Raw genomic sequence first — 24,678 nt, 5'->3', positions numbered from 1 at the left:
CTCAGTCTTTTTCCGCGAGGGTGTCGGAGATCAGGGTGTCGAGGATGCCGCGCTCCGGAACCGCGCCGAGGATGCGTGCTGCGACGCGCCCCTTCTTGTCGACGACCAGCGTCGTCGGGGTCGCCTTGGGTGGCACGGACCGGCTGAACGCGAGGAGCACGGACCCGGTGTCTCGGTCGAGCACGGATGGATAGGTGACGCCCTTCTCCTTCTCGAAGCTGGCAGCCGTCTGCTCCGAGTCGTAGAGGTTGACGCCGAGGAACTCGACACCGTCGGCCGCGTACTTCTGCGAGAGCGCCTGGAGGTCAGGCGCCTCGAGGCGGCAGGGCGGGCATCCGGCGTACCAGAAGTTCACGATGAGGACCTTGCCCGCGTACTGCTTCGAGGTGACGGTGTCGCCGTCTCCGGTCACACCGCTGAAGGTCACCGGCGCGCCGCGGTTGTCGGCGGCGAACTCGCTGACCGAGCCGTCGCCCGCGATGTAGTTCTGACCCGAGCCGGAGCGGTACTGCTCGGCGAGCTTGTCGGTTGTGCATCCGGTGAGGAGCAGGCCGGCAGCCGCGAGGAAGCCGACCGCGGGAAGCAGCAGTCTCGAGCGGCGGTTCACACGGCCCCCACGTCTCGGGCGGCGGACTGGAGGTGGGCGGCGGGCTCGGTGTAGCCGACCTCGATGAGCCGCTCGGCCGGGACGGCATCCGGGATGGGCTCGGTCGTGCGTTCGAAGGACGTGATGCTCGACAGGGAGCAGCGTCGTTTGCGAGGGTCGTGCCAGTAGCGCTCCCCCGCGACGGACAGGTGGGAGACCCAGATCGGCAGCTGGTGGCTGACCAGGATGACGTCGCCGTCGTCGACCGAGTCGAACGCGTCGTCGATGGCCGCGCGCATCCGCTTCTCGATGGCGGTGTACGCCTCGCCCCAGGTCGGTCGCACGGGGTTGACGAGGAAGGGCCAGTTCACCGGGTTCTTGAGGGCTCGCCTCATCACGGTGCCCTCGAAGTGGTTGGTGGGTTCGATGATCCTGTCGTCGATCACCGGTTCGAGCTGGAACGCCTCGGCGATCGGTGCGGCGGACTCGCGGGTGCGCTGCAATGGCGACGCCCGGAGAGCGGAGACGAGGCGACCGCGAGACGCGAGTTCGTCGGCGGCGGACTGTGCCATGAGGTGGCCGAGTTTGGAGAGGCCGAAGCCCGGCAGCCTGCCATACAGGATGCCGTCGGGATTGAACACCTCGCCGTGACGGACGAGATGTACTTGGCTTGCTACCACCGCACCAGTCTACGGAGACCGTTACCTTGAATTTACTGAGCGCCGGGAGTGGCACCTGAGAGACTCCCTCTCTGCGGGCGATGGGCGGACGGTAGGCTTGTCCCTCGTGACCGAACGAGTATTGATCAAGGACCTGGCCGCCTCCCCCGACGGCACCGTGACCGTCGCCGGCTGGGTGGAGACCGTTCGCGACCAGAAGAAGGTGCAGTTCGTCGTGCTGCGCGACGAATCGGGCGCCGTGCAGCTCGTGAACCCGCGCACCGTGGATGAGGACGGCGTCGTCGTCGCCGACGAACCCGCCACCACGATCTCCGGCCTCGCCCAGGGCAGCTTCGTGACCGCGACCGGCGAACTGAAACACGACGAACGTGTGAAGCTCGGCGGCATCGAGATCAAGCTCTCGAGCCTCACGGTGGAGACGGCCTCCATTCCGGAGACGCCGATCGCTGCCGACAGCGGCATCGACAAGCGCATGGACTGGCGGTTCCTCGACCTGCGCGAGCCGCGGAACAACCTCATCTTCCGCGTGCAGACCACGTTCGAGCACGCGTTGCGCGAGTACTGGGTGAACAACGACTTCATCGAGATCCACACGCCGAAGCTGATGGCGAGCGCGAGCGAATCCCGCGCCGAACTCTTCGAGGTCGGCTACTTCGAGACCACGGCCTACCTCTCTCAGAGCCCGCAGTTCTTCAAGCAGATGGCGCAGCCCGCCGGCTTCGGCAAGGTCTTCGAGATCGGCCCGGCGTTCCGTGCGGACCCCAGCTTCACGAGCCGCCACGCCACGGAGTTCACGAGCGTCGACGCCGAGATCAGCTGGATCGACAGCCACGAAGACGTCATGACCATGCACGAGAACCTCATCGTGGCGGGCTTCCAGGCCGTGAAAGACAAGCACGGCGAGCAGATCAAGGAGCTGTTCGACGTGGAGGTGACCGTTCCTTCCACGCCGTTCCCGCGCATCCCGTTGGCCGAGGCCAAGCGCATCGTGGCCGAACGCGGTTACGAAGTTCCGCGGCACGACGATGACATGGACCCGGAAGGCGAGCGCCAGATCTCGGCCTACGTCAAGGAGACCTATGGCCACGAGTTCGTGTTTCTGACGGACTACGCCTCGAGCATCCGGCCGTTCTATCACATGCGTCACGAGGGCGACCCGTCGCTGACGAACAGCTACGACCTCATCTTCAATGGCGTCGAGATCTCGACCGGGGCCCAGCGCGAGCACCGCATCGACGTGCTCGAAGCGCAGGCGCGGGACAAGGGTCTCGAGCCCGAAGAGCTCGCGTTCTATCTGGACTTCTTCCGCTACGGTGTTCCGCCGCACGGCGGGTTCGGGATGGGGCTCGCACGTGTGCTGATGCTCATGCTGCACCTGTCGAACCTTCGCGAGACGACGTACCTGTTCCGCGGACCGACCCGCCTGCTGCCGTAGCGCGGGGCCCGAGGGCCATCCAGCTGTCGCCCGCGACCAGGAGATGCCCGAGGAATCGGACGCCGATGGTGGCCGCGGCCTGATCGAGCCTGCGTGTGGTTGCGACATCGGCCACGCTGGCGTCGAGTGTTCCACCGGGATGATTGTGCGCGACCGCGAACGAGCGGCCACCTCGCGCGAGCACGGCCTGGAGCACCTCGGCCGGCTCGACGTTGACCTGGTCGACGCCTCCGTCGCGGAGCACGACGACCTCGATGGGGCGCGTCGCACGATCGGCGACGACGACGATGAGACGCCCGGTATCGCGGTGGACCAGTTCTGGGAGCACGATGCGTGCCACAGCGTCGTGATCCACGAGCCTCGACCAGGCCCTGGCGGTTCCGGTGCGGCGCCAGATCTCGACGATGGCGACGAGCCTTCCTGCAGTCGCCGGCCCGACGCCCGCGAGGTTCTCGAGCCGGGCGTAGTCCATGGTGGCGAGACCGGGAAAGCCTCCCGTTCGTCGCAGGATGGAACGCGCGAACGCGATGACGTTCTGCCCGGGCTGACCGGAGCCGAGCACGAGGGCTAACACCTCGTCGTCGGTGAGGGACCCGACACCGAGGCGCCGCATCCGTTCGCGTGGCCTGTCATGGTGCGGAATTTCTGCAAGAGGCACCTCCTCTTCTTCTGACGACATGTCGTCCACGCTAGGGAGGCGAGGGTAGGCGAAGGCGGCGCCGGTGCGGATCTGTGGACAAGACGAGGGTGTGGATAACGGCTTGGACAGAACCTCCTTCGCGCACCGGCTCGAGGTGTGAGATGGTGAAAGGAACCGGCCACAAGCCGCACGAACGAGGCAACGAAGGAGTCGCCATGAACAGTCCACGAGACGCCGTCATCCTGTCCGCCGCCCGCACCCCGCAGGGCAAGATCAAAGGGTCGCTTGCGGCCCTGAGCGCTGTCGAGTTGGGCGCAGTCGCTCTCCGGCGGGCGCTCGAACGGTCAGGGGTGTCACCGGATGCGGTGGACGCGGTGATCTTCGGACAGGTGCTCCAGGCGGGCGCCGGCCAGAACCCCGCACGCCAGACGTCGATCGCGGCGGGAATCGGCTGGAATGTTCCGGCGGTGACGATCAACAAGGTGTGCCTCTCGGGGCTGGCCGCAGTGACCGACGCCGCCCGGCTGATCCGCGCGGGCGAGGCCGACGTCGTCGTCGCCGGCGGCCAGGAGTCGATGACGAACGCTCCGCACGTGCTCCCCGGATCGCGGATGGGATGGACCTACGGATCGATCACTGCCCTCGACTCGGCGGCTCACGACGGGTTGACGGATGCGTTCGACGGGATCTCGATGGGAGCATCCACCGAGAGGTACACCGGGAAGCTCGGGCTCACGCGAGAGGCGCAGGACGCGTTCGCGGCGAGGTCGCACCAGCGGGCCGGACAGGCCGCCGCATCCGGGGTCTTCCACGACGAGATCGCTCCGGTGAGCATCCCGCAACGGCGTGGCGAGCCGGTGCTGGTCTCGGCTGACGAAGGTGTGCGGCCGGATTCGACCGCCGAGACGCTGGCCCGGCTGCAGCCGAGCTTCGCAGAGGACGGCACGCTCACCGCCGGCAATTCGTCGCCCCTGAGCGACGGTGCCGCAGCGCTGGTGCTGACCAGCCGGGAGAACGCGGAGCGACTCGGACTCGAGTGGCTCGCGGTCGTCGGCGCGAGCGGCCAGGTGGCGGGGCCGGACAATTCGCTGCACTCGCAGCCGTCGCACGCGATCGAGGCCGCGCTCCGCAAGACGGACTGGACGGTGGACGACCTCGACTTCGTGGAGATCAACGAGGCCTTCGCGGCGGTCGGCCTGCAGTCGATGGCCGACCTGGGTCTCGACCCCGAGCTGGTGAACATCCACGGCGGAGCGATCGCGCTCGGGCATCCGATCGGGGCGTCCGGGGCTCGACTGGCCGGGCACGCAGCGCACGAGCTCGCCCGGCGGGGGTCGGGACGAGCAGCGGTCTCGCTGTGCGGCGGCGGCGGACAAGGCGAGGCGCTCCTGCTGTGGCGCTAGTTCAGACGGAGAAATCGCTCGACGCGCCGCGGAAACTTCCGTAACGACGGAAGCCGCGGCGCTGGAGATGCCGGATTTCCTTCGCTACGGTCGCGGGGCGAGGTGGCGTTCGGCGGGGCCGTTGTAGAGCGAGAGCGGGCGGATGAGCGAGTTGGCCGCGTACTGCTCGAAGACGTGGGCCGTCCATCCTGCGACGCGCGAGGCAGCGAACAGCGGGGTGAAGGTCTCGGTGTCGAACCCCATGAGGTTGTAGGCCGGACCCGACGGGTAGTCGAGGTTGGGCTTGATGTTCTTTCGGTCGCCCATGGCCTTCTCGAGTGCGTTGTAAAGGTCGAGGAGGTCCTGACGGTCGTAGTGCTCGACCAGCTTCTCGAGGGCGGCCTTCATCGTGGGCACCCGGGAGTCGCCGTTCTTGTAGACGCGGTGGCCGAATCCCATGATCTTGCGTTTCTCGGCGAGCGCGTCGTCGAGCCACGCTTCGGCCTTGTCGGCCGTCTCGATCTCTTCGAAGGCGTGCATCACGGCCTCGTTCGCGCCGCCGTGGAGCGGGCCCTTGAGGGCGCCGATCGCTCCGGTGACAGCCGAGTACACATCCGAAAGGGTGGAGGCGACCACCCGCGCGGTGAACGTCGAAGCGTTGAACGAGTGCTCGGCGTAGAGAACGAGGGAGACGCGGAAGGCGTCGACGACGACGTCATCCGGGATCTCGCCGAACGTCATCCACAGGAAGTTGCGTGAGTAGTCGAGGTCGTCGCGCGGCGCGACGGGTTCCAGTCCACGGCGGCGTCGCTGGTCGTACGCGACGATCGTGGGCAGCTGCGCCAGGAGGTAGATGGCACGGCCGTCGTTCAGGTCGGGATCGAGCACACCGTCGGTCTGCGTGAGGGTGGCGTCGAGGGCGCCGAGGTGGCTCACCGCAGTGCGGACAACATCCATCGGATGCGCGCTGACGGGGATGTCGTCGATCGCGCGGCGGGTGCGGTCGTCGAGTTGGCGCAGAGAGCGTTCGAGCGCCTCGAAGGCGACGAGCTCGTCGTCCCCCGGGAGCTCGCCGTGCCAGAGCAGGTACGCGACCTCCTCGAACGAGCAGTGTGCGGCGAGTTCCTGCACGGGGTAGCCGCGGTAGAGCAGTGAGTTCGTCTCGGGGTTCACACTCGAGATGGCGGTCGTGTCGACGACGACGCCGGCGAGGCCCTTGTGGATCTCCGGATCTGTCACTGCTGCTCCTTCACTAGCGCTTGATTTCGAAGTTGAACACCGAGGTGTCGAACGTGTTGTAGCCCTCGTAGTCAATCAGGTCGTACAGCTCGGCGCGATGCTGCATCTCGCCGAGCTTGGGCTCGAGACTTCCGGTCTCCAGCAGCTGGTCGAGGCCGCGCTCAGCGGCACCCATCGCGAGGCGCAGCAATGACACCGGCCAGATGACGATGTTCACCCCGGCATCCCGCAGCCGATCCACGGTGAAGAGCTCGCTCTTGCCGAACTCGGTCATGTTGGCGAGGATCGGCACGTCGACCGCCCTGCGCACTGCCTCGAACTCGGCCAGGTCGACCAGCGCTTCCGGGAAGATCGCGTCGGCGCCCGCATCCACGAGCGCCTTGGCCCGGTCGATGGCGGCTTCGAGACCGTCGATCGCCCGGATGTCGGTTCGCGCCATGATCAGCAGGTTCGGGTCGCGGCGCGCGTCGGCGGCGGCCCGGATGCGCTTGAGCGCGGTGCTCTCGTCGACGACCTGTTTGCCGTCGAGGTGGCCGCAGCGCTTGGGGTTGACCTGGTCTTCGATGTGCAGGCCGGCGACTCCCGCATCTTCGAGGGTCTGCACGGTTCGGGCGACGTTCATCGGCTCGCCGAAACCGGTGTCCGCGTCGACAAGCGCGGGGAGGTCGGTCATGCGTGTGATCTGCGCCGAGCGGTCGGCCACCTCGCTGAGAGTGGTGAGTCCGATGTCGGGGAGTCCGAGGTCGGCGCTCAGGACCGCGCCCGAGATGTAGACGCCGTCGAAGCCTTTGCGTTCGATGAGGCGGGCGGAGAGCGGATTGAATGCGCCGGGCATCCGGATCAGCTCCCCCGTCGCCAGGCGGGCACGGAACGCCGCGCGCTTCTCGTGCGCGGGAATCTGGGAGTACAGCATCAGAAGAGTCCCTTCGGGGCCGGGATGGTCGCCAGAAGACCCGGCTTGGCCGTGATGGTCAGGCCGCCGAGCTCCTCGGCCGTGAGGTCGGGCAGACGCTGCGCCAGGCCGAGGAAGCGATCGATCTCGGCGGGCTCGAGCGCGTCGGCGGCGAGCATCCGGAACTTGTCCACATAGTCTGCGCGAGCGAACGGACGGGCGCCGAGGGGATGCGCGTCGGCCACGGCGATCTCGTCGACGACGACGGAGCCGTCGGAGAGGCGGATCTCGACGCGACCGCCGAACGCCTTCTCGGCCGGATCGATGGAGTGGTAGCGACGGGTCCACTCCGGATCTTCGGTCGTGGTCACCTTGCGCCACAGCTCGACGGTGTCGGGGCGGCCCGCCCGCTCGGGCAGGTACGACTCGACGTGGTGCCAGCCGCCGTCCTGCAGGGCGACGGTGAAGATGTACGGGATCGAGTGGTCGAGCGTCTCACGGGAGGCTGTCGGGTCGTACTTCTGCGGGTCGTTCGCTCCGGAGCCGATCACGAAGTGCGTGTGGTGGGAGGTGTGGATGCGGATGCTCTCGACATTCGCCGGATCGGCGACCTCGGGATGCTCGCGGTGCAGCTTGCGCGCGAGGTCGATCCACGCCTGCGCCTGGTACTCGGCGGAATGCTCCTTGGTGTAGCTGTCGAGAATCGCCCGCTTGGCCTCGCCGGGGCCGGGAAGGGGGACGTCATAGCTCGCATCCGGGCCGTCGAGGAGCCAGGCGATCACGCCGTCCTCACCCTCATAGATGGGAGTGGGGCTGGTCTCGCCGCGCATCGCCCGGTCGATGGCCTCGACCGCCATCTTCCCGGCGAACGCCGGGGCGTGCGCCTTCCAGCTGGAGATCTCGCCCTTGCGGGACTGGCGGGTGGCCGTCGTCGTGTGCAGCGCCTGGCCGATGGCCTGGAAGATCACGTCGGTGGGGAGTCCGAGGAGCGTGCCGATACCTGCCGCGGCGCTCGGGCCGAGGTGGGCGACATGGTCGATCTTGTGGGCGTGCAGGCTGATCGCCGTGGCGAGGTCGATCTGGATCTCGTAGCCCGTCGCGATTCCGCGGACGAGATCCCGGCCGGTGAGCGCGAAGCGCCGGGCGGCATGCTGTGCGACAGCGGTGACCGGCGGGATGTTGTCGCCCGGGTGGGAGTACTCGGCCGCGAGGAAGGTGTCGTGGTAGTCGAGCTCGCGCACGGCGACCCCGTTCGCCCACGCCGCCCACTCGGGCGAGACGCGGGTGGACGGCTTCTCGCCGAAGACCGTCGATCCGTCCTGGGGATGCTCGACCGTCTCGGTCAGCTCCTCCAGTTCTTTCCGGGGCAGCGGATGCGCCAGCGCCTGCGCCCGTGCCGAGACGACCGGGCGGCGGGTGAGGGAGGCGGCAGCGACGGCGGCGTTGTCGATCACCCGGTTCACGACCATCTCGGCGACGTCGTCGGTGACCTCCACGGGGTCGGCGGCGACTTCGGCGATGGCCCAGGCGAGCTGGTTCTGGCGGGCGAGATTCTCTTCGCTTCTGTGCACGCGCACGGTGTGGAGCTTCACATGACGAACCTACCTGCTGCGGCTGAGCAGCGCTCGGGGGGCGGTATGGTTTTGCGCATGGTGTCGACCCCCTCGTTGCTGGCGTTCGCGCTCACCGCGCTCGCGCTCATCGTCATTCCGGGGCCGAGCGTTCTGTTCGTGATCGGCCGTTCGCTCGCGCTCGGCCGCGCGGGTGGTCTGCTGAGCGTGCTCGGGAACGCCCTCGGGATGCTCCCCATCGTCGTCGCGGTCGCCCTCGGAATCGGCGCGATCGTCGCGCAGTCGATCGTCGTGTTCACGATCATCAAGTTCGCGGGTGCGGCGTACCTGGTCTACCTCGGCGTGCAGGCGATCCGGCACCGCCGGCACACCGCGGTCACCCACGAGGCGACGCCGCCCCGCGGGTCGCGGCTGCGCATCCTGGCCGAGGGCTTCGTGGTGGGACTGACCAACCCGAAGTCGCTCGTGTTCTTCGTCGCGGTGCTTCCGCAGTTCGTCGACTACTCCGGGGGCTGGATCCCCGGTCAGCTGTTCGAGCTCGGGGTGGTGTTCCTGGTGCTCGCACTGGCGTGCGACAGCGTCTGGGCGCTGATCGCCGGAACCGCGCGGAACTGGTTCGCCCGGTCCCCGAAGCGCGTGGAGCGCCTCGGGGCGACGGGCGGCGTAATGATGATCGGGCTGGGTGGGGTGCTCGTGCTGACCGGCAACAAGCACTGACCCGGGCCCGGTAGGGAGAGCCTGCGGGCCGGCCTAGATGTCGCCGGCGGTGGCCGTCGGCACCAGGAAGCCCCGGGCGAGGGTGTGGAAGTGGGCGTTGAAGCCGAGGATCGCCGGCGAGGACGACGGGTCGAGGTCGAGGGTGTCGACGTCGAGGGCGTGCACCACGATGTTGTAGTGGTGCGTGCCCGTTCCAGGCGGCGGTCCGGCTCCCGTGAAGCTGTGGGCACCGAGCTCGTTCGAGAGCATCGCGGCGCCCTGCGGCAGCGACGCTCCACCCTCGGCGCCGGCACCGCTCGGAATCGTGGTGACCGAGGCGGGGATGTTGAAGACGGCCCAGTGCCAGAATCCGGAGCCCGTGGGCGCATCCGGATCGTGGATCGTGATCGCGAAGCTCTTGGTCTCGGCGGGGAAGCCGCTCCACGAGAGTTGCGGGGAGATGTCCTGCCCACCGCCACCGGCGCCCCACTGGGCGGGGGCGAGAGGGCGGTCGTTCGCGACGTCGTCGCTGGTCAGGGTGAAATGGGGGACGGCGCCGAAGCGCTCGAGCGGATCGTTCACGGACATGAAGTAAACGCTACGCCTGCCCGCCTCAGCGTTCGACCGGCTGACCGATACTCTCAGCTTGTGCGGGGGCTCGCCGTCGAAACCGGGTGGGCAGCCCGGTGATTCCCCAGCCGGTGACGCGCAGCATGGCTTCCGCGACGATGCCGCCGGTCATCTTGGAGGCGCCGTGCTCGCGCTCCACGAACGTGATGGGCACCTCGGCGACCGAGAGCCCCGCGTCGTACGCGCGGCGGAGCATGTCGATCTGAAAGCAGTAGCCCTGGCTGTCCACATCGGCGAAGTGGATGCGGTTCAGGGCGTCCGCGGTGAACGCCCGGTAGCCTCCGGTCACGTCACGGGCGGAGATGCCGAGCGCCAGCCGGGAGTACGTGCTGCCGCCCCGGGAGAGCAGCTGCCGGTGTGCCGGCCAGTTCTCGACCCCTCCCCCCGGGACCCAGCGCGAGCCGAGGACGACGTCGGCGCCGGTTCCGGTTGCGTCGGCGCCTCCGTCGGGGCGCAGCGCTGCGAGAAGCCGCGGGAGCTGTTCGGGCTGGTGGGAGCCGTCGGCGTCCATCTCGACGATCCGGGTGTAGCCGGCGTCGAGGGCCCAGCGCATCGCATCCCGGTACGCGGCACCGAGGCCGTTCTTGCCTGCGCGATGCAGAACATGCACATTCGTGTCGTCTGCGGCGAGCGCATCCGCGATCTCGCCGGTGCCGTCGGGCGAGTCGTCGTCGACCACGAGCACTTCGACGTCGGGAGTGGCCGCGCGCACCCGGCCGACGATCGAGGCGATGTTCTCGCGCTCGTTATAGGTAGGGATGATCACGAGCGTGCTCACGAACCCCGCCTCCTTCCGACGCCTGATGCGATTGGCACTGTACCCCTCCAGCATTGCGGACTCGCGTGAACCTGCGAAATCCGTCACCTGCCGAGCGCTGAGAGTGCACACAGACGGAACGCCCTAGCATTGTGCGGTGTCCCAGCCCAAGATTCTCCTCTACTATGCGTTCACTCCGCTGCCCGATCCGGATGCGGTGCGACTGTGGCAGCGGGATCTCTGCGAGTCATTGGGGTTGCGGGGGCGCATCCTGCTCTCCTCCGACGGGATGAACGGCACGCTCGGTGGTGACCTGCGCGCGCTGAAGCGGTACCTGCGCAAGACGAAGGACTACCCGGCGTTCAAGAAGCTGGACGTGAAGTGGAGCGAGGGGACCGGGCTCGACGACGAGGGGCGCAGCCTCGACTTTCCGCGGCTCTCGGTGAAAGTGCGCGACGAGATCGTCAGTTTCGGTGCTCCCGGTGAGTTGCGCGTCGACGAATCCGGTGTCGTCGGCGGCGGGGAGAAGCTTGACCCGGCCGCGCTCCACTCGCTCGTCGCCGAGCGCGACGACGTCGTCTTCTTCGACGGACGCAATCGGTTCGAGGCCGAGATCGGCCGGTTCCGGGATGCGGTGGTTCCCGATGTGTCGACCACCCGCGAGTTCGTGGCCGAGCTGGACAGCGGCAAGTACGACCACCTCAAGGACAAGCCCGTCGTGACCTACTGCACCGGTGGCATCCGGTGCGAGGTGCTGTCGGGGCTGATGAGGTCGCGAGGCTTCGGCGAGGTCTATCAGCTCGATGGCGGGATCGTCCGCTACGGCGAGGACTTCGGCGACGACGGCCTGTGGGACGGCTCGCTGTACGTGTTCGACGGCCGAGGTTCGATGGACTTCAGCGACCACACGGCCGTTCTCGGCCACTGCCGCGTGTGCGGCGCCGCCACGAAACGGATGCGCAACTGCGCCGACCCCTCCTGCCGCGAGCAGCTCGTCGTGTGCGAAGACGAGCCCGACGTGTTCTGCACGGAGCACGCGGCATAGCCGGCAGGCCGCGATCTACGCGTGAGGCTTGTTCGGCCCCGACGACTTGAGGGCGGCTTCCTCGGCGTCGAGGAAGGCGAGCACCGACCGTACCGCGAGCTCCTGGTACCGGCCCTCGGACCGCGCCTGGAGGACGGCCTGACGCTCGACCCTGATCATCGACCGTCGAAGTCGCTGGTACTCCGCCGGTGCGGCCTCGTCCTCGTTCGACCCCGGATTCTCGAGCGCCTCGGCGAGGAACACGGCGTTGATGTGCAGCCGCTCGATGACGCGCTGGTCCTCCTGGCCCGTGACCGCTGAATCGAGGTGGGCGAGACCGGCGCTCTGCGCCTCGGCGAGCAGCCTCTGCATCTCGCTGGACTCCTGGGCGAAGTCGGGCGGCGGCAGGCGGAGCTTGCGGATGATCCAGGGCAGGGCCAGCCCCTCGAACAGCGTCGCGACCACGACGACGAACGCGAGGAACTGAAGGAACTCGCGGTGAGGAGTCTCCTTGGGCAGGAGGAAGACGGCGGCGAGGGTGACCACGCCGCGGATGCCCGCGAAGGACACGGCGATTCCGGTCGGCCAGTTCCAGCCACGCTCGCGAAGCCGCTTGGGGCCGTGACGATAGAGCGTCGTGGTCAGGACCATCCAGACGAACCGGGCCAGGAACAGGGCCAGCAGCACCACGATGCTGATCAGGACCGTCATCGGCGGTGTGATACCCGAGTTGAAGGCGCCGCGGAGGATGCCGGCCAGCTCCAGCCCGATGAAGAGGAAGACCGCGTTCTCGAGCAGGAACGAGATCGTGCGCCAGTTGATGGTCTCGGCGATCCGCGCCTCGGCGGTCTGGATGGTCGGCGACCGGTAGCCGAGGAACAGGCCGGCGACGACCACGGCCAGGATTCCCGACCCGTGCAGGAACTGGGCCGGGATGAAAGCCAGATACGGGGTGATGAGCGCGAGCGAGGAGTCGAGCACCGGCGCGCGGAGCTGCTTGCGGATCGCCGCGATCAGGTAGCCGAGCCCCAGCCCGACCGCGACCCCCACGACCACGGCCAGCACGAAATCCCCAGCGATCGCCCACGGGTTGATCACGCTGACGATCGCCGCGATCGTCGCGTTCAAGGCGACGAGGGCGGTGGCGTCGTTGAGGAGGCTCTCGCCCTCGAGCACGGTGACGAGTCGCCTCGGCAGTTTCAGCCTGCCGGCGATGGCCTTGACCGCCACGGTGTCCGTCGGGGCCACGACCGCTCCGAAGGCGAAGGCCGCAGCCAGCGTGAGCGAGGGGACCACCCACCAGGTGGCGAAGCCGACGACGACCACGGTGAAGGCGACCAGCCCGACGGAGAGCAGGAGGATGCCGTCGCGCCTGGCACGGACATCCACGAACGATGTCTGGATCGCCGCCGCGAACAGGAGCGGCGGAAGCAGTCCGAAGAGCACGATGTCCGGCTCCAGGTCGACCTGTGGGACGCCCGGGATGAACGACACGACGGCCCCGACCGCCACCAGGACCACAGGCGCCGACCAGCCGACGCGGCGCGACAGACCCGTGACCGTGACCGTCACGAGAACGAACGACACGATCCAGACGATGGTGGTGACCGGATCCATGCTGTTCATGATGGCGGCAACGCCGAGCGGGCGGCAATGTTTCCCCGAGGCCCTGCCGACGTGATCGCGGAGAGCGAAAGAAGCCGGCGCTAACGCACGGTCGTGTCGTCGGCCGCCGCCCTCGGAGAGAGGAGGACATCGATCCCCCGCCGCCGCTGCCGTCGTCTGCGCGCCCAGAGGCGCGCGCGCTGCGATGAGAGGGCGAGCACCACGAGGATGTCGAGCGGCAGGCCGAGCACGTTGTTGCGCAGCGAGATCTGCGGTCCGCCGTTGAAGTAGTCGATCGCGGTGACGATGATGAACAGCGCACTCAACGACATCGCCGCGATGCGCGCCCAGTTGCTGCCGAGGTACACGAGCACGGCCAGCAGGAGGTAGATCACCAGTCCGACGATCAGCACCCCGATGACGATGGCCACCACGAGCTCGATCGTGGAACGCGTCGCCGGATCGACCGCAGTCCGGCCCGAGGCTGCGAGCTCCGACTGGATGACGTCGCGCCAGTCGAGGAGGGTCAGCACGACCGTGATCCCACCCGCGACCACGCGCAACAGCATCAGGAGGAAGCCGAGGATCGTCGGAACCGGGCGCTTCTCCGCGAGCGCCGTGCGACGCGCATCCGCCTGGTTGGACACGGCGATCGATGCGGCGTCGACGGGAACCGCACGCACGTCGATGACCGGGAGATCGCCGTCGGTCTCGATGCTGTCGCCGCCGCCGTTGCGCGAGTGGTAGCCGCTGGAGAAGTCCTTGATGACGTCGACCCGGACCCCGACCCGCGCATCCCGGAGCGTGGAGACGATGTGGTCGCGCTCGACGTCGGTGTTCGCGTCGATCTTGTGCGTCACCTGCAGGGTGAACAGCGAGAAGCCGACAGCGCGGTCGAACGTGCCGGCGGCCATCCAGTCCGCGCGGTGCCCGCCGGGGAGCAGCCACCCCTCGGGGCACCGCCAGAACCGCACGTGGTGGCGTTCGGCGGGATTGCCCTTCACCTCCTGCTGGTACGCCACATCCTGCTGGTGGCCGAACAGGAACAGCGGGCTGACAGGCGCTTCGTCGTAGCTCCTCCGCCGCAGGGTGGAGCTGATGATGCGCCAGCTCGAAGCGAGGGTGACCTCGTCGGCGCGCGTCCAGCCGGCCGTGCGCATCGCCTCGTCGAGCTGCGCCTCCGTGCCGAGCACGGCCAGGTTGATCGGATCTCCGAGGAGGCCGTCGCTCGTCCTCGCCCGCCCGATGAAGTAGTCGGGCACATAGATGGAGGTGAGGATGCGGTGCAGGCGCGGCAGCACGAGGTAGGCCAGCAGAACCCAGAACAGCACGAAGAAGAGGATGAGGAACCAGCCCCAGCCGAAGCTCTCGGTGAACACCAGCCACGCGAGCCAGACCGCCGAAGCACCGCCGAACACGAAGAACGCGTAGTCGACGACGACATTGACGGAGCGCGGACGCGCCGAGGCGGAGCGCGTCTTGGTCACCGTCGGCTGCGGCATGGGGACATCCTACGGCGGGGGTGTCGGTACCCGGCGGGACCGGCCTAGGGTGGGGCACATGAGCGAGCTGAGTGGGACGATCGAACGGGCGCGGGAGCTGTGGCGGCTGCACGAGGCGCCGGAGCTGCTGCAAGTCGTGAATGTGTGGGATGCGGCGAGCGCGAAGGCGATCGGCTCCCTGCCCGAGACGCGGGCGCTGGCCACGGCGAGCCACTCGATCGCTGCCTCGCACGGGTTCGAAGACGGGGAGCACATCCCGCTCGACCTCATGCTGACCGCGATCGGCTACATCGTCGACGCGGTCGATCAGCCGGTGTCCGCCGACCTCGAAGCCGGCTACGGGGATGCGGGCGAGACCATCCGTCGCGCCATCGGCATCGGCGTGGTCGGGGCGAACCTCGAAGACGCCATGCGCCCGTTCGAGGAGGCCGTGGCCGCCGTTCGCGCGACCATCGCCGCCGCCGAGGCAGAGGGCGTGCCGTTCGCGCTCAACGCCCGCACCGATGTGTTCGTGAGAGCGAAGGACCTCGCCCCGGCCGAGAGGATCGCCGAGGCCGTGCGCCGCGGCCGGGCATTCCTCGACGAGGGCGCCGCGTGCGTGTTCGTTCCCGGACCGCTCGACGAGTCCGCCGTCGAGCAGCTGGTCGCCGGGCTCGGCGAGCGCAAGCTGAGCGTGATCGGCGCTCCCGGGTCGGTCGCTCCGGCCAGACTGCAGGAGCTGGGTGTGGCGCGCGTCTCCTACGGTCCGTGGACGCAGCGCGTCGCGCTCACGGCACTCCAGGACACCGCCGTCGAGCTTTACGCGGGAGGCAGCATCCCCGCGGGCACCCGGATGCTCAACTAGCAATGGTGAAAGCCATGACTGATCTGCGCGCCATTGTGATCGAGCAGGAGAAGGATGGGGGGCGCATCCTCGCCCACACGGCGGAGGTCAGGCGGGTCACCGACGCGTTCCTCATGCCCGGCGACGTGACCATCGCGGTCGAGTTCTCCGGGCTGAACTTCAAGGACGGCCTGGCGATCGCGGGCCGTCCCGGCGTCGCCCGCGTCTCTCCGCTCATCCCCGGAATCGACATCGTCGGCGTGGTCGAGGAGTCCTCCGACGAACGATGGCGGCCGGGCGACCGGGTCGTACTGAACGGCGACGGCGTGGGCGAGACGCACCATGGCGGGCTCGCTGAGCGGGCACGGGTGCGCGGGGATGCGCTCGTGCGCGTTCCCGACGTGCTGTCCACCGAGCAGGCGGCCGCGATCGGAACAGCGGGCTTCACGGCGATGCTGTCGGTGCTCGCACTGGAGCGCAACGGCGTCGACCCCGCTTCCGTTCGCGGGCAGGGGTCGAGCGTGCTCGTCACCGGAGCGGCCGGGGGTGTCGGCTCGGTGGCCGTCGGTATCCTGGCGAAACTGGGTTACCCGGTTACCGCATCCACCGGCCGTGTCGAGGAACAGTCCGACTATCTGAGGGCGCTGGGGGCCGGCGAGATCATCGCCCGGTCCGAGCTGGCCGACCCCGGAAAGCCGCTGCAGAGTCAGCGCTGGGCAGGCGTCGTGGATGCGGTCGGCAGTCACACCCTCGCCAATGCCCTCGCGCAGACCACGTACGGCGGAACGGTGACGGCGTGCGGCCTGGCGCAGGGACCCGACCTTCCCGCCTCGGTGCTGCCGTTCATCCTTCGGGCGGTCACCCTCGTCGGCATCAACTCGGTCGAGGCGCCCCTCGCCCTGCGCGAGACCGCGTGGCGTCGTCTGGCCACCGATCTCGACACGGATGCGCTCGCCGCGATGACCACGGTGATCCCGCTGGCCGAGGCCGTTCCAGCGGCGGCGCGCATCCTCGCGGGCGAGCTGCGCGGCCGCACCGTCGTCGACGTTCGCGCCTGAACCGTGGACGCCGAGGAGGCGGTGGCCCGGCGGATGCACGGGCTCGGCCTCTGGCGCGAAGCGAACGACACTGCTCCGTCCACCCCCGCCGAGGCCCTGTCCCCGTACGCGGCGATGCAGGGGCAGGAGTTCGCCTACGCTCTCTGGGGACTGGCCCAGCGGACCGCCGGCTGCGACGCGCTCGCCATGCGTGCATCGTTCGACGCCGGCGAGATTCTGCGCACGCACGCGGTGCGACCCACCTGGCACCTGCTGGCGCGCGATGACGCCGACTGGATGCTGCAGCTCCTCGCCCCGCGCGTGCACGCCGCGAACGCCTTCATGTACCGCTCCACGGGGGTCGATGACGTCGCTGCGGCCGAGAGCGGACGGACCATCGCCGCCGCCGTCGCCGACGGGCCGAAGACGCGCGCCGAACTCACCGCCGCGCTGGCCGCCGCCGGCATCGTGGGCGACGGCGTGCGGGTCGCGTATCTGCTCATGCGCGCCGAACTGGATCGGGTGGTCATCAGCGGACCGCTCCGCGGCAGGCAGCAGACCTACGCCGACTACGACGACCGGGTCGGCCAACGCTCGGACGCCGACCGCGAACAGGGCTTGGCCGAGCTCGCCCGCCGCTACTTCCGCACCCGCGGGCCGGCCGGCGTGAAGGACTTCGCCCGCTGGTCGGGACTGACCCTCGCGGAGGCGCGACGCGGGCACGCCGGGATCGCGGGCGAGCTCGCGAGCGACGTGATCGAGCATCCGGGAACCGACCGGGTCGAGGTCTGGTTCCCGGATGCGCCCGCGCCGGCCGGCCCCGCCGGCGCACGGATCGACCTCATCCAGGGCTACGACGAGTGCGTGATGTCGTACAGCGAGACGCAAGCGCTGCTGTTCGAGGGTGAGGATCCGCGAACCTCGGCGACCCCGACCCTCGCGTCGTACCTTCACACGGTGCTCAGCGACGGCCGGGTGGCCGGGCACTGGAGACGAACCCTGAGCGCGAGCTCCGCGAGCGTCGACGTGGTGCAGGACCGCCCGTTCAGCGCCGCCGAGGAACGGGCACTCGAGGAGGCTCTCGACCGGTACGGCGAGTACCTCGGGTTGCCGGTCGGGCGCGGCTAGCCCGTGCCGCGCATCCCTGCCCCTAAGCTGACGGCATGATCGTCCTCGCCACGGTTTTCGTCACCCTCGCGGCCGCCCTGCACATCGGCATCTTCATCCTGGAGAGCGTCGCGTGGGCCCGGCCGGCGATCTGGAAGCGCTTCGGCGTCGCAAACCAGGCGGCCGCGGACACCGTTCGCCCGATGGCGTACAACCAGGGCTTCTACAACCTGTTCCTCGCGATCGGCGCGATCGTCGGACTCATCCTCTACGGGGTCGGGATGCACGCCCCCGGGCTGGCGCTCATCCTGTTCACGATGGCGAGCATGGTCGCCGCGGCGATCGTGCTGGTGACCACGGGCCGCAGCTACATCCGCGCCGCGCTCGTGCAGGGGATCCTGCCGCTCATCGGCTTCGTTCTGATGCTTCTCGCCTGATCCCGGCGGCGGCCCCGGCGGCAGCCCCGGCCGCGGGTTCGCGCAGTTCGGGAGCAACGGACTCCGGCAGGAAGCCGCGACCGATCATCCGCGCGGTGACACGTTGGATCACCGGTGTCGCAGCGCCGACCGCCAGGTGCACCGCCCGCGGCATCGGGTTCGGCAGGAACGAGAGACCGCCGGGCCGGGCGATGCGCTCGTGCGCGGCGAGCTGGAGCTTCTGCATCCGGCGAACGGGCGGGAGCCGCCGCTCCTGGATGGCGTCGAGCACACGCAGGTCGACAGCGCCGCTGCGCAGGGGCGCGGCCAGCGCGTTCGCCGCCGCCACGGCATCCTGAACCGCGTAGTTCACACCGACTCCGAATGCGGGCGACATGGCGTGCGCCGCGTCGCCGATCGCGAGCAGCCCCGTGCGGTACCAGCGCTCCAGGCGGTTGATCTGCACCGAGAGCAGTTTCACGTCGTCCCAGCTCGTGACGGCGTCGGCCACGGAATCGAGCACCGGCGCCGCGGCGACCAGGTGCGCGCGGAAGGCCTCGATGCCTCCGGCCTTCAGGTCGTCGAAGCCGCCCTTCGGGATGATCATGCCCGCCTGGTAGTAGTCGCCGCGGTCGATCGTGATCACCATCGCACCGTGGTCGATGTACGCGAGCGTGCTCGGCGGCTCGGGCTCGGGTTTGGGCAGGTGGAACCAGAGCACGTCGATCCCGACCCCGAAGCGGCGCGGGCGCAGACCGGCGGCCGACCGGATGCGCGAATCGCGCCCGTCCGCCGCCACCGTCAGCGGGGCGCGCACCTCCCGTTCGCCGTCGGGACCTCGCACGACCACGCCACGGATGCCGGCCCCCTCGACGATGACGTCGAGCGCCTCCGTCTCCATCATCAGGTGGAACCCGGGGTAGGTCGCCCCCTCGGCCGCGAGGAAGTTCAGGAAGTCCCACTGCGGGGCGAGCACGAGGAAGTCGTCGGGTGGGGACAGCCTGCCGAAGTCGATCGGGTGCAGCCGGGAGCCGTTGATCACCGCATCCAGCGTTCGGATGCTCGTGTGCGGCAGCGCGAGGAACCGCTCGCGCAAGCCCAGCTCGCCCAGGATCGAGATCGTGGACGGGTGGATGGTGTCGCCGCGGAAGTCGCGGAAGAAGTCCTTGTGCTTCTCCAGCACGACGACGTCGAGGCCGGCCCTGGCGAGGATGAGGCCGAGCATCATTCCGGCCGGCCCGCCCCCGGCGATCACGCAGGATGTCTCAACTGCTTCCATAAGTCACCAGCGTAGGCTCACAGCCATGTCCATCATCGGCACGATCCTGATCGCGGCCGCCGTCGTCGTGCATCTCGGTTTCTTCGCGATGGAGAGCGTGCTGTGGTCGACGCCGGCAGTGTGGCGCAGATTCGGGGTCCCGACGCAGCGCGACGCCGATGCCATCCGTCCGATGGCCTACAACCAGGGCTTCTACAACCTGTTCCTCGCCGGCGGAGCTGCGGTGGGGCTCGTGCTGTACTGGACGACCCTGCGGGAGGTCGGCTTCGGACTCGTGTTCTTCTGCGCGACCTGCATGGTGCTCGCGGCCGTGGTGCTGCTCACCACGGGCCGCAGCTATGTGCGGGCAGCACTGCTGCAGGGCGTGCTGCCGCTGGTCGGACTGGTGCTGCTGGCGATCGGGTAGGTGACGACCTACTCGATGAACTCGCCGCCGGCAGCCGTCTCGCTGGCGTCGAGGCGCAGCGCCTCGATGAGTTTCGAGGAGTGCTGCGTCGACACGATCACGCGGGAGTACTCCTCGCCCTCCAGGTCGATCACGACCGCCGCGCGCTGCTTGCCCTTGATCAGCAGGAAGTCCTTGCCGCCGTGGAACTTCCACGTGCCGACCGCGAGGGTGAGCGGAACGCTGGCTCCGGGAGCGCGGATGCCGCGAATCCAGATCCACGGGTCTTCGGTGATGGCGACCGACCGGATGCTGTCCCGGGGCACGACGAGGTCCTCCCGCTTCAGCGCAAGCACCTTCTCCGCCGGCGTGAGGTGGATCTCAAGACGGTCGGGGTGAACGTGCAGATCGGCCATTCCTCTATCCTGCCAACTCAGTCGCCCATCCTGGGGGTCGAATGTTCACAAAGACATAACCCTCTTCCCTGCAGGAAGTCACAGCCAGCCAGGCTCATGTCCAGCAATGTACGCTCATCTGGTGGCAACGCAGCGTCGGACTCCTGGATCGCAGACTTCGCTGCGCGAGGCGAACCGGGCACGCATCGTCAACGCCATCAAGCGGCACGGCGGCCTCACCCAGATCGAGCTCGCCGGGGCCACCGGTCTCTCCCCCGCCACGGTGTCGAACATCGTGAAGGAACTGGCGAGCTCGGGCGTGCTCAACACGTCGCAGAGCATCCGGAGCGGCCGCCGGGCGCAGCATGTGACGCTCGCCCACGCACTGGGGCTCGTCGTGGGCGTTCACGTCTCGACCCGGCACATGCGCATCGCGCTCGCCGATGTCGCGCACACCGTGGTCGCCGAGCACCACATGCCGCTCGCCAAAGACCACCGGGCCGACAACGAGCTCGACAAGATCTCGCTGCTGCTCACCGACATGCTGGAGTCGGTGGATGCGCGCCGCGACGAGGTGCTCGCCGTCGGCGTCGCCCTTCCCGCACCGATCGACCTGGCCACCGGCACCATCGCCCGGCTCGGGATGATGCGGGGCTGGGACGGCGTGCACGTCGCGGAATCCCTGGAACGGCGCGTGAAACGACCGGTCTGGGTCGACAACGCCGCGAACCTGACCGCGCTCGCCGAGACCAGGTTGGGAGCCGCTCGCGGAAAACGCCACACGGTCACCCTCGACATCGCCGACAGCATCGGGGCCGGCCTCTGCCTGAACGGGCAGCTCTACCGCGGCGCGCACGGCATCGCAGGCGAGTTCGGCCACACCGTCATCCGGGAGAACGGCCCCCTCTGCCGGTGCGGCAACCGCGGCTGCCTCGAGGCCATCGCCGGCGGCCCCGCCATCCTCGACGAACTGCGCGACCACCTCGGCAGCCTGAAACTCGGCGACGTCGTCACGCAGGCGAAGGCCGGGGATGCGCGCTGCATCCGCGCGATCGGCGACGCCGGCCGGCACATCGGTGAGGCGACCGCGAACCTTTGCAACCTCTTCGACCCCGAGATGGTCGTCGTCGACGGCGAACTCGCCCGCTCGGGCGAGCTGCTGCTCGGCCCGCTGCGGCACGCGGTCGAACGGTCGGTGATCGGCGGCGGCAGACTCTCCCCCGAGATCGTCGAAGGCCAGCTCGGCACCCGCGCGGCGACGCTCGGCGCCGTCGTCTACGCCGCCGACCGGGCGACCGTCGGCGGCGACCTCATCTCCTTCTGACCATGTCCACCCGTAACCCGTATCCAGCCCCACGCACCGCCCGAAGGGAGGCACCCGTGAAGATCGCGAGAATCCTGGCCGCGACCGCATCCGCGCTTCTCGTCGCCGTTGCACTCGCGGCGTGCACCAACGCCGTCACGCCCGGCAGTGCACCGAGCCACGATCCCAAGACCGCGAAGATCGGCCTGCTGCTGCCCGACTCTGTAACGGCACGATATGAGAACGCAGACAAGCCGTATTTCGAGGCCGAGCTCAAATCGCTCTGCCCCGGCTGCAAGCTCCTCTACGCGAACGCCGACGGTGACGCCAGCAAACAGCAGCAGCAGGCGGAGTCGATGCTCGCCCAGGGCGTGAGTGTGCTCGTGCTCGACCCGTTCGACTCCAAGGCCGCCGCCTCGATCGCCTCGGATGCGCAGGCCAACGGCATCCCGGTGATCTCCTACGACCGCCTCGTCGCCAGCAAGCACCTCGACTACTACATCTCGTTCGACAACGAGAAGGTCGGGCAGCTGCAGGCGCAAGCACTGGTCGAGAAGCTGCAGGCCGACGGCAAGGGCACGGGCGACCACGGCATCCTGATGCTCAACGGATCGCCCACCGACAACAACGCGCTCCTCTTCAAGAAGGGCGCGCACGAGGTCATCGACGAGAGCGGGATCACCCTGCTCGCCGAGTACGACACCCCGGGCTGGGACCCGGCGAAGGCACAGGACTGGGTCACCGGTCAGATCACTCAGTACGGCAACCGGATCGACGGCATCTACGCCGCCAACGACGTGCTCGCGGGGGCGGCGATCGCGTCGCTGAAGGCGGCCGACGTCTCACCGCTGCGCCCGGTGGTCGGGCAGGATGCGGAACTCGCCGCCGTTCAGCGCATCCTCGCGGGCGACCAGTACATGACCGTCTACAAGGCGATCCAGCCCGAGGCGGAGAAGGCGGCCCAGCTGGCGGTCGCCCTCACCAAGTCGGAGCGTCCTCGCGGCGCGACGACGGTGCGTGTGGCCGGAGCGAGCATCCCGTCGTTTCTCCTGCCTGTGACGCCGGTGCGCGCGAGCAACGTGGAGGCGACCGTGGTGAAGGACGAGTTCTACGGTCCCAGCACCGTGAGCGAGATCTGCACCGACTACAAATCCGCCTGTGCCAAGCACGGAATCGGATAGGAGAACACCGTGACCATGGAGACCGCAGACTTCGCCGACGAGACCGTGATCCGCCGGCCCGTGCTCGCGATGCACGGCATCTCGAAGTGGTTCGGCGCCGTTCAGGCGCTCGTCGACGTCGACTTCGAGGTGCACGCAGGCGAGGTCGTGGCGATCGTCGGCGACAACGGCGCCGGCAAGTCCACGCTGATCAAGATCCTCGCGGGTGTGCACCCTCAGGATTCGGGGACGATCACCTTCGACGGCGAGCAGGTGAGCATCCCCAGCCCCGCCGCCTCCCGCGAGCTCGGGATCGCGACCGTCTTCCAGGACCTCGCCCTGTGCGACAACCTCGACGTCGTCTCCAACCTGTTCCTCGGGCGCGAGATCACCCACGGGACTCTCGACGAGGAAGAGATGGAGAGCAGGTCGTGGACGCTGCTCCGGCAGCTGTCGGCCCGCATCCCCTCGGTCAGAGTGGCGGTCGCCACGCTGTCAGGCGGGCAGCGCCAGACGGTCGCGATCGCCCGGTCGCTCGTCGGCGACCCCAGCATCGTCATCCTCGACGAGCCCACCGCTGCGCTCGGCGTCGCACAGACCGCCGAGGTGCTCAACCTCATCGAGCGCCTGCGCGAGCGCGGCCTCGGCGTGGTGCTCATCAGCCACAACATGGCCGACGTGCAGGCGGTCGCCGACCGCGTGATCGTGCTGCGTCTCGGCCGCAACAACGGAGACTTCCGCATTCCCGACGTGAGCTACGAAGACATCATCTCGGCCATCACCGGCGCCACCGACAACGTGGTGAGCCGTCGGGCCGACCGACTCGGCATGACCGACCGTTTCGACGCCGACGGGTTCGACCGATTCGACAGGGACGGCCTCGTATGACCCGCACCAGACCGACGACGGCACCGATCCCGGCGACGGATGCGCGCATTCCCCGCTCCGGCGGCATCCGCGACGCGATCAGCGGCTTCGGGCTCCGTGTGCGCAGCGGCGACCTCGGATCGCTGCCGGTCGTGGTGGGGCTCGTGCTCATCTGGGCGGTCTTCCAGCTGCTCAACCCGACCTTCCTCTCCCCGCAGAACCTCGTGAACCTCGCCGTGCAGTGCGCGGCCGTCGGAACCATCGCGATCGGCATCGTGCTGGTGATGCTCATCGGCCAGATCGACCTCTCGGTCGGATCGGTCAGCGGCCTCTCCGGGGTGATCGTCGGCGTGACCTTCGTGAACTTCGGCTGGCCGCTGCCGCTCTCGATCATCGGGGCGATCCTCGCCGGAAGCGTGCTCGGGCTGATCTACGGGCTTCTCTTCACGTCGTTCGGAGTGCCGAGCTTCCTCATCACACTGGCCGCGCTGCTGACCGTGCTCGGCCTGCAGTTCTGGGTGCTCGGCAGGAACAGCACCATCAACATCCCGTACGACTCCCCCCTGGTCTTCTTCACGCAGCAGTTGTTCCTGCCTCCCTGGCTGGCGTACACCTTCTCCGGGCTCGCGGCCGTCGGGATGTTCGTGTCCGACTGGCGCACGAACATCCGTCGCCGCAACGCCGGGCTGACCGAGGGGTCGCTGTCGCTCATGGCGCTGAAGGCCGGGCTGCTGCTCGTCGCGCTCTGCGTGGTGGTCTGGTATCTCGCCAAGGACCGCGGTGTCGGGGCGATGTTCCTGCTGTTCGTACTGCTGGTCGCGCTGATGAACTTCCTGCTGCGACGCACGCGGTGGGGCCGGTCGGTCTACGCGGTCGGCGGTTCGGTGGAGGCGGCACGCAGGGCGGGCATCCGGGTCAATCGGGTGTACATCAGTGTGTTCGTGCTGTGCTCGAGCTTCGCTGCGCTCGGCGGGGTGCTCGCGGCGGGCCGGCTGGCGTCGGTGTCCCTGTCGAGCGGCGGCACGGACACGAGCCTGAACGCCATCGCTGCGGCGGTGATCGGCGGAACGAGCCTCTTCGGCGGACGCGGACGGGCATGGTCGGCTCTGGTCGGCATCCTCGTGATCCAGTCGATCTCGAACGGGCTGATCCTGCTCAACCTCGACAGCTCGTACCGCTACATGATCACCGGGGTCGTGACCCTGCTCGCCGTGATCATCGACTCGCTCTCACGACGGTCGCGTGCCTCCCATGGGCAGGCGTAGCC

General features: G+C 68.7%; 25 protein-coding genes. 13 read left to right on the top strand and 12 right to left on the bottom strand.

The annotated features are described in order from the left end of the window. Position 1: 1 nt before the first annotated feature. On the bottom strand, positions 2–607 hold the full coding sequence (locus ACFVV0_RS02850; RefSeq protein ID WP_387057938.1) for a TlpA disulfide reductase family protein: 606 nt from the start codon (positions 605–607) through the stop codon (positions 2–4). Continuing rightward, on the bottom strand, positions 604–1,266 hold the full coding sequence (locus ACFVV0_RS02845) for a histidine phosphatase family protein (RefSeq protein ID WP_387057935.1): 663 nt from the start codon (positions 1,264–1,266) through the stop codon (positions 604–606). The genes ACFVV0_RS02850 and ACFVV0_RS02845 overlap by 4 nt, the downstream gene beginning before the upstream one ends. 106 nt (positions 1,267–1,372) lie before the next feature. Between ACFVV0_RS02845 and aspS the strand changes: the two genes are divergently transcribed. After that, the gene (gene aspS / locus ACFVV0_RS02840) at positions 1,373–2,701 is read left to right on the top strand and encodes an aspartate--tRNA(Asn) ligase (protein ID WP_387057932.1); all 1,329 of its coding nucleotides are present in this window, start codon (positions 1,373–1,375) and stop codon (positions 2,699–2,701) included. On the opposite strand, the gene ACFVV0_RS02835 is transcribed toward aspS, so the two are convergent. Continuing rightward, a complete protein-coding gene (locus ACFVV0_RS02835) occupies positions 2,631–3,380 on the bottom strand; it encodes a RadC family protein (protein ID WP_387057929.1) in 750 nt (249 codons plus the stop codon). The two genes, aspS and ACFVV0_RS02835, sit on opposite strands and share 71 nt — an antisense overlap. A 176-nt stretch (positions 3,381–3,556) precedes the next feature. On the opposite strand from ACFVV0_RS02835, the gene ACFVV0_RS02830 reads away from it, so the two are divergent. Beyond that, the gene (locus ACFVV0_RS02830; protein WP_387057926.1) at positions 3,557–4,744 is read left to right on the top strand and encodes an acetyl-CoA C-acetyltransferase; all 1,188 of its coding nucleotides are present in this window, start codon (positions 3,557–3,559) and stop codon (positions 4,742–4,744) included. 84 nt (positions 4,745–4,828) lie between these two features. Here ACFVV0_RS02830 and ACFVV0_RS02825 read toward each other — a convergent pair whose 3' ends face one another. Genes ACFVV0_RS02825 through ACFVV0_RS02815 form a run of 3 tightly spaced genes read right to left on the bottom strand, consistent with a single transcriptional unit; the run spans position 4,829 to position 8,446 of the window. Beyond that, on the bottom strand, positions 4,829–5,962 hold the full coding sequence (locus ACFVV0_RS02825) for a bifunctional 2-methylcitrate synthase/citrate synthase (protein ID WP_387057923.1): 1,134 nt from the start codon (positions 5,960–5,962) through the stop codon (positions 4,829–4,831). Positions 5,963–5,975: 13 nt separating this feature from the next. Next, positions 5,976–6,875, bottom strand: coding sequence for a methylisocitrate lyase (gene prpB / locus ACFVV0_RS02820; protein WP_387057920.1), 900 nt, complete (start codon positions 6,873–6,875; stop codon positions 5,976–5,978). Further along, positions 6,875–8,446, bottom strand: a complete 1,572-nt coding sequence (locus ACFVV0_RS02815; protein WP_387057917.1) for an MmgE/PrpD family protein — start codon at positions 8,444–8,446, stop codon at positions 6,875–6,877. The genes prpB and ACFVV0_RS02815 overlap by 1 nt, the downstream gene beginning before the upstream one ends. 57 nt (positions 8,447–8,503) lie before the next feature. Here ACFVV0_RS02815 and ACFVV0_RS02810 point away from each other — a divergent pair, with 57 nt between their 5' ends. Next, positions 8,504–9,142, top strand: coding sequence for a LysE family translocator (locus tag ACFVV0_RS02810; protein WP_387057915.1), 639 nt, complete (start codon positions 8,504–8,506; stop codon positions 9,140–9,142). Positions 9,143–9,175: 33 nt separating this feature from the next. On the opposite strand, the gene ACFVV0_RS02805 is transcribed toward ACFVV0_RS02810, so the two are convergent. Further along, positions 9,176–9,709: a YbhB/YbcL family Raf kinase inhibitor-like protein gene (locus ACFVV0_RS02805; protein WP_387057913.1), complete on the bottom strand. Its 534-nt coding sequence runs from the start codon at positions 9,707–9,709 to the stop codon at positions 9,176–9,178. Positions 9,710–9,734: 25 nt separating this feature from the next. After that, the gene (locus ACFVV0_RS02800) at positions 9,735–10,529 is read right to left on the bottom strand and encodes a polyprenol monophosphomannose synthase (RefSeq protein ID WP_387057910.1); all 795 of its coding nucleotides are present in this window, start codon (positions 10,527–10,529) and stop codon (positions 9,735–9,737) included. 136 nt (positions 10,530–10,665) lie between these two features. On the opposite strand from ACFVV0_RS02800, the gene ACFVV0_RS02795 reads away from it, so the two are divergent. Continuing rightward, on the top strand, positions 10,666–11,553 hold the full coding sequence (locus tag ACFVV0_RS02795; protein WP_387057907.1) for a rhodanese-related sulfurtransferase: 888 nt from the start codon (positions 10,666–10,668) through the stop codon (positions 11,551–11,553). Positions 11,554–11,568: 15 nt separating this feature from the next. On the opposite strand, the gene ACFVV0_RS02790 is transcribed toward ACFVV0_RS02795, so the two are convergent. After that, positions 11,569–13,149 (bottom strand): Na+/H+ antiporter, encoded by a 1,581-nt coding sequence (locus ACFVV0_RS02790; RefSeq protein WP_387057904.1) that lies wholly within the window; start codon positions 13,147–13,149, stop codon positions 11,569–11,571. 89 nt (positions 13,150–13,238) lie between these two features. Then, positions 13,239–14,639, bottom strand: coding sequence for an LssY C-terminal domain-containing protein (locus tag ACFVV0_RS02785; RefSeq protein ID WP_387057902.1), 1,401 nt, complete (start codon positions 14,637–14,639; stop codon positions 13,239–13,241). A gap of 58 nt (positions 14,640–14,697) precedes the next feature. Here ACFVV0_RS02785 and ACFVV0_RS02780 point away from each other — a divergent pair, with 58 nt between their 5' ends. Genes ACFVV0_RS02780 through ACFVV0_RS02765 form a run of 4 tightly spaced genes read left to right on the top strand, consistent with a single transcriptional unit; the run spans position 14,698 to position 18,043 of the window. Further along, positions 14,698–15,483, top strand: coding sequence for an isocitrate lyase/phosphoenolpyruvate mutase family protein (locus ACFVV0_RS02780; protein ID WP_387057899.1), 786 nt, complete (start codon positions 14,698–14,700; stop codon positions 15,481–15,483). 14 nt (positions 15,484–15,497) lie between these two features. Then, positions 15,498–16,520 carry an MDR family oxidoreductase gene (locus ACFVV0_RS02775; RefSeq protein ID WP_387057897.1) on the top strand — a complete coding sequence of 341 codons (1,023 nt, stop codon included), beginning with the start codon at positions 15,498–15,500 and terminating at the stop codon, positions 16,518–16,520. Positions 16,521–16,523: 3 nt separating this feature from the next. Then, complete coding sequence (locus ACFVV0_RS02770; protein WP_387057894.1) at positions 16,524–17,627, top strand: winged helix DNA-binding domain-containing protein; 1,104 nt, start codon at positions 16,524–16,526, stop codon at positions 17,625–17,627. 35 nt (positions 17,628–17,662) lie between these two features. Next, complete coding sequence (locus ACFVV0_RS02765) at positions 17,663–18,043, top strand: DUF1304 domain-containing protein (protein WP_387057891.1); 381 nt, start codon at positions 17,663–17,665, stop codon at positions 18,041–18,043. Here the strand turns inward: ACFVV0_RS02765 and ACFVV0_RS02760 are convergent. Further along, a complete protein-coding gene (locus ACFVV0_RS02760; RefSeq protein ID WP_387057889.1) occupies positions 18,012–19,301 on the bottom strand; it encodes an FAD-dependent oxidoreductase in 1,290 nt (429 codons plus the stop codon). The two genes, ACFVV0_RS02765 and ACFVV0_RS02760, sit on opposite strands and share 32 nt — an antisense overlap. A 25-nt stretch (positions 19,302–19,326) precedes the next feature. Between ACFVV0_RS02760 and ACFVV0_RS02755 the strand changes: the two genes are divergently transcribed. Next, complete coding sequence (locus ACFVV0_RS02755) at positions 19,327–19,707, top strand: DUF1304 domain-containing protein (RefSeq protein WP_387057886.1); 381 nt, start codon at positions 19,327–19,329, stop codon at positions 19,705–19,707. Positions 19,708–19,715: 8 nt separating this feature from the next. Here ACFVV0_RS02755 and ACFVV0_RS02750 read toward each other — a convergent pair whose 3' ends face one another. Further along, entirely contained in the window at positions 19,716–20,102 is a 387-nt protein-coding gene (locus ACFVV0_RS02750; protein WP_387057884.1) for a hypothetical protein, read from the bottom strand. A 121-nt stretch (positions 20,103–20,223) separates the two neighbouring features. Between ACFVV0_RS02750 and ACFVV0_RS02745 the strand changes: the two genes are divergently transcribed. From ACFVV0_RS02745 to ACFVV0_RS02730, 4 genes are read left to right on the top strand one after another with little or no spacing between them, the layout of a single operon-like run. Beyond that, positions 20,224–21,405 (top strand): ROK family transcriptional regulator, encoded by a 1,182-nt coding sequence (locus ACFVV0_RS02745; RefSeq protein WP_387057881.1) that lies wholly within the window; start codon positions 20,224–20,226, stop codon positions 21,403–21,405. A 56-nt stretch (positions 21,406–21,461) separates the two neighbouring features. Then, on the top strand, positions 21,462–22,565 hold the full coding sequence (locus ACFVV0_RS02740; RefSeq protein WP_387057878.1) for a sugar ABC transporter substrate-binding protein: 1,104 nt from the start codon (positions 21,462–21,464) through the stop codon (positions 22,563–22,565). Between the two features lie 15 nt (positions 22,566–22,580). Next, positions 22,581–23,432, top strand: a complete 852-nt coding sequence (locus ACFVV0_RS02735) for an ATP-binding cassette domain-containing protein (RefSeq protein ID WP_387059451.1) — start codon at positions 22,581–22,583, stop codon at positions 23,430–23,432. Beyond that, positions 23,429–24,676 carry a sugar ABC transporter permease gene (locus ACFVV0_RS02730; protein WP_387057874.1) on the top strand — a complete coding sequence of 416 codons (1,248 nt, stop codon included), beginning with the start codon at positions 23,429–23,431 and terminating at the stop codon, positions 24,674–24,676. The genes ACFVV0_RS02735 and ACFVV0_RS02730 overlap by 4 nt, the downstream gene beginning before the upstream one ends. Positions 24,677–24,678: the final 2 nt, after the last annotated feature.

Origin of the sequence: Leifsonia sp. NPDC058230, assembly GCF_042882245.1 — a bacterium.
Lineage (GTDB): Bacteria > Actinomycetota > Actinomycetes > Actinomycetales > Microbacteriaceae > Leifsonia.
This window is presented reverse-complemented; position numbering and strand designations above follow the sequence as displayed.

Coding starts and splice junctions, on each gene's coding strand:
- ACFVV0_RS02785 (WP_387057902.1), bottom strand. CDS start 14,639: ATGCCGCAGCCGACGGTGACCAAGACGCGCTCCGCCTCGGCGCGTCCG.
- ACFVV0_RS02750 (WP_387057884.1), bottom strand. CDS start 20,102: ATGGCCGATCTGCACGTTCACCCCGACCGTCTTGAGATCCACCTCACG.
- ACFVV0_RS02775 (WP_387057897.1), top strand. CDS start 15,498: ATGACTGATCTGCGCGCCATTGTGATCGAGCAGGAGAAGGATGGGGGG.
- ACFVV0_RS02730 (WP_387057874.1), top strand. CDS start 23,429: ATGACCCGCACCAGACCGACGACGGCACCGATCCCGGCGACGGATGCG.
- ACFVV0_RS02810 (WP_387057915.1), top strand. CDS start 8,504: ATGGTGTCGACCCCCTCGTTGCTGGCGTTCGCGCTCACCGCGCTCGCG.
- prpB (WP_387057920.1), bottom strand. CDS start 6,875: ATGCTGTACTCCCAGATTCCCGCGCACGAGAAGCGCGCGGCGTTCCGT.
- ACFVV0_RS02805 (WP_387057913.1), bottom strand. CDS start 9,709: ATGTCCGTGAACGATCCGCTCGAGCGCTTCGGCGCCGTCCCCCATTTC.
- ACFVV0_RS02760 (WP_387057889.1), bottom strand. CDS start 19,301: ATGGAAGCAGTTGAGACATCCTGCGTGATCGCCGGGGGCGGGCCGGCC.
- ACFVV0_RS02790 (WP_387057904.1), bottom strand. CDS start 13,149: ATGGATCCGGTCACCACCATCGTCTGGATCGTGTCGTTCGTTCTCGTG.
- ACFVV0_RS02755 (WP_387057886.1), top strand. CDS start 19,327: ATGTCCATCATCGGCACGATCCTGATCGCGGCCGCCGTCGTCGTGCAT.
- ACFVV0_RS02830 (WP_387057926.1), top strand. CDS start 3,557: ATGAACAGTCCACGAGACGCCGTCATCCTGTCCGCCGCCCGCACCCCG.
- ACFVV0_RS02765 (WP_387057891.1), top strand. CDS start 17,663: ATGATCGTCCTCGCCACGGTTTTCGTCACCCTCGCGGCCGCCCTGCAC.
- ACFVV0_RS02835 (WP_387057929.1), bottom strand. CDS start 3,380: ATGTCGTCAGAAGAAGAGGAGGTGCCTCTTGCAGAAATTCCGCACCAT.
- ACFVV0_RS02780 (WP_387057899.1), top strand. CDS start 14,698: ATGAGCGAGCTGAGTGGGACGATCGAACGGGCGCGGGAGCTGTGGCGG.
- ACFVV0_RS02735 (WP_387059451.1), top strand. CDS start 22,581: ATGGAGACCGCAGACTTCGCCGACGAGACCGTGATCCGCCGGCCCGTG.